This window comes from Caballeronia sp. (assembly GCF_049581465.1).
In the GTDB taxonomy this organism is placed as follows: domain Bacteria; phylum Pseudomonadota; class Gammaproteobacteria; order Burkholderiales; family Burkholderiaceae; genus Caballeronia.
The window spans coordinates 1-3120 of sequence record NZ_JBAUSA010001087.1 but is presented as its reverse complement, the minus strand read 5'-3'; the positions used below and the strand labels follow the sequence as shown (position 1 = coordinate 3120).

Annotated in this window: 4 protein-coding genes; 2 read left to right on the top strand and 2 right to left on the bottom strand. The window is 56.5% G+C overall.

Annotated elements, in window-relative coordinates; genetic code table 11:
• The coding region (locus WCA53_RS26605; protein WP_423917641.1) for a hypothetical protein at positions 1 to 596 on the bottom strand (596 nt) is incomplete at its 3' end.
• A gap of 231 nt (positions 597 to 827) precedes the next feature.
• Complete coding sequence (locus WCA53_RS26600; RefSeq protein ID WP_423917637.1) at positions 828 to 1037, bottom strand: hypothetical protein; 210 nt, start codon at positions 1035 to 1037, stop codon at positions 828 to 830.
• A 1106-nt stretch (positions 1038 to 2143) separates the two neighbouring features.
• On the opposite strand from WCA53_RS26600, the gene WCA53_RS26595 reads away from it, so the two are divergent.
• Complete coding sequence (locus tag WCA53_RS26595) at positions 2144 to 2509, top strand: helix-turn-helix domain-containing protein (RefSeq protein ID WP_423917644.1); 366 nt, start codon at positions 2144 to 2146, stop codon at positions 2507 to 2509.
• A 191-nt stretch (positions 2510 to 2700) separates the two neighbouring features.
• Positions 2701 to 3120, top strand: a 420-nt coding sequence (locus WCA53_RS26590) for a hypothetical protein (protein ID WP_423917633.1), incomplete at its 3' end; no start/stop codon positions are given.

Below are 3120 nucleotides of genomic sequence, written 5' to 3'. Positions count from 1 at the left end.
TCAGGATGGTCAAGAAATGTATTCCAGTGGTCGGCGGCCGCCACCGGCACCGGACTGTCTCGCTTTACGCGGCGGACAATTTTGGCAAGTTCGGCCGCGGTGTGTTCGTGCCGGAAAATCGTCTCATTGCCCACGACCAGCCGGGTAACATTGGGATAGCGCCTTGCCAGGTCGAGGGCACTCTCGATCTCGCGTTCGTTTCGGGCATCATCCTTATCGATCCAGATGCCCAGCGTGACCGTCAGCCCGAGTTCAGCCGCGATCTCTGGAACGCGTTCCAGACCTTGCGTTGAGGCGTAGGTGCGTACCGCCTTTGCCTGTTTGGCAATCGCGGTGAGATCGGTGCGGATCTGCGCTTCAGATACGGCCAGATCTCCGGAAGATCGCTTGGCAAATCGATTGTACGAGACGCTCGGCAGCTTCCCTTCGACCTGTGCCGCAGCCATACGTGGTTCCACCAGACTCCAGAACGCAAAATGCAGGCCCGCGAACAGGCAAAGAATTAGGGCGACCGTGGCGATCGGCATGTTCTGATGGCGGCCGCTCGCCGCGCCGACCCAGCTTTCATATCTCGCACCCTCGTCCGACATCTTCATTTACCTGCCTTGCTCCGTCCGATCCGTTGATTTCGACGAGCGCTCCTGACTTTCGCCGAGCACGAGGACAGATATTCAAGAAATATGTGCAGCTCGCGAACCCACCCGCAGGGCGATGCTGCCCCCGGTCGCACGGGAGGAAAGCGCCAGGCAGACTTGGATTAACTCGCAATTGACAACGCAGCGCCAGTCGCATTGGCCGTAGATTCTCAAAGAAAGCCACTTTGCAGCTTAGACTCCTCTACCATTCCGTTCGCCGACCACGCAGCGCCATGCTGCCAGGCGCTCGGCGGGATGCTGCTTCATCCACTCGGCGAGCTGCGGCGCGCCCATCAGGCAGGATTGCATTGAGACCTCAGCAAAGTCCGAGGTGGTGACTGTCTGCTCGTGGCAGTTAGCTGGAGAGGAGAGACTGCAGAGCACGGCGATGACCTTGATCACGACAGAAGAGTCCCGTCGCTACGATGGTCATTGGCGCCGCTGGCCGCATGACCTACGGGTGCCTTGTTCTGCTTCTCGCTGGCTGGATCAACCGGCGGGAATATACTGTCGTATATCGCACGGGCCCTTCGAATTAGACGCGCTCGATCCCGCTCATACTTTGGGACAAATCGAATAATTTCGCTCATGTTCGCTCCAAACATTGGTCAGAAAGGGAGGCCGCGTTGACGTGACTGAATCGTGCACGGGCATTCACTGCGCATTTCTTTCCGCAAGGTATGCTCGCAGGCTGTCCGTTAGGTCATGTCCACCACTCGTCTTCAGCGTTAGCCGCCGATCGAGCGAGGGCTTTGGCTGTATCAACATGCGTAGCCTTCTCAGCTCGCCGCTCGTAGTCATCGGCAAGAGCCTTAAGCTGACCCGCAATCGTTCGATCGGTCATGGTTTGGGCAGCGCGAAGCAAGGTCTCCGCCGATTTCAAGTATTCCTTGCCTCGTTGTGAGACCTGCTCAATGGTCATAGAGCCCTCGCGCGGTTATCGATTCTTTCGCCTGAGGCAATTTGCGGCCAGAGCAGCCAATTCCGGTAGCTGGCTTGGCGACCTCTGAAGTGGTCGACACACTTCCTGGAGCAAAGGGGAGTTCGCCACGAATAGTGTCGGACGAGACCAAACTTACCATCACACACTGCGCATCGCGCGCCTCTGCCGGATCCAAGACTTTCGGAGCAGTTAGGCATTGTGATCTCCTCTTGATGTTATCGCTGCAGGTCTTTGATCATCATTTTCGCAGTCGCGCCTGATGAGCCTGTATGCTTTTCTATTGACCTAACCAAAGACGATCGCGATCACCGGCTCAATTGAACCTAAGCAATCGTCGGGTATCACAAGGGGTAACCGAAACGATACGAAGGTTTATGGCGCTCGAAGCCGGCCCTTCTCGATGCGAGACTTCGATTCGGACGGCCGCTGAAATGCAACCTCCCGCTTGACGATCTTCGGCAAGAAAAGAAGGTGATCAGCGACATAGACAGCACCGTCAGACGTCGCGCGGATCTAGCAGTTGCGCTCTGCTCGCGGTGACTTTGCGACTACATAATTAGTTCGGATCATTTTTCGTAACACCAGGTTACATCACAGGACTTGGTGCCAACGGCCTCGGGCGCGGAGCCAAGCTGTCGGGAGTGTCAGTGAACTTGCCAATACAAGTCGTCTATCACTTGGATATCTCAGCCGAGCTTTCAAGCGAACAGTCGGTTGCGCTCCCCACCAGTGGCTAATTCATCAACGTGTAGAGCTCGCAAAGCATCTCGTTCTCAATACTAACGAGCGATTGTGTCAGGTAGCGCCGGCGACTGGCTTTGTGGATCAGAGCCATTTCACTCCGGTCTTTTCGCAGCAGGTCAAGTCAAGCCCGGCGGCGTGGCGACGAAATAAAGAACGGCCAATGTCAGCCATTCAGCTTGACCTGTAGCATACGAGCCCTGACGACAATCGATCTGATGGAGCGCGAAAGTGGACATACAGATAGCAAATCACGACGTGATAGAGAAAGCGACGACGTGTTGCATAGGCGCAGTGGCCGAAGCGCACGAAATTGCTGCCACTGACTTTTCTGGCGTCGAGAACTAACGCATCGGATTAACAAAGAGCTGACCTCCATAATTGGCATCATCACTGTTGACGCCGCCTGATCAGATTAATTGCGGCGTGAAGCCCGCTTTGGCCCGGGTGATCGAGCATCTTTACGATCACGCCCGCTTCTATCGTGCGTTACAGGCGCCGCTGGAAAATAAGTGGATCGACCTCCTTGGCAAGCATTCCTGCTCCCGACGAAATCAGCCTCGCCAAGAGGTCGCTCGCGTCGCGAATTTCCCTAAAGAACTCCCGAACGATGAGCGGGCTTTTACTTGCGGACAGCTCCTCGATAACTTGCTGGTGAGCCAGATGATCGGCCAGCGACGATTCGAGATGTCAGGAAGCGGAAGACCGGAGCAGGCCGCGCGGGTCGGCGCCGGCGTTTCAACCTTCGACGCCGATTGGGGGTCAAACTGCGCCCCGATGCGCAACGATTGGGACGCCTGC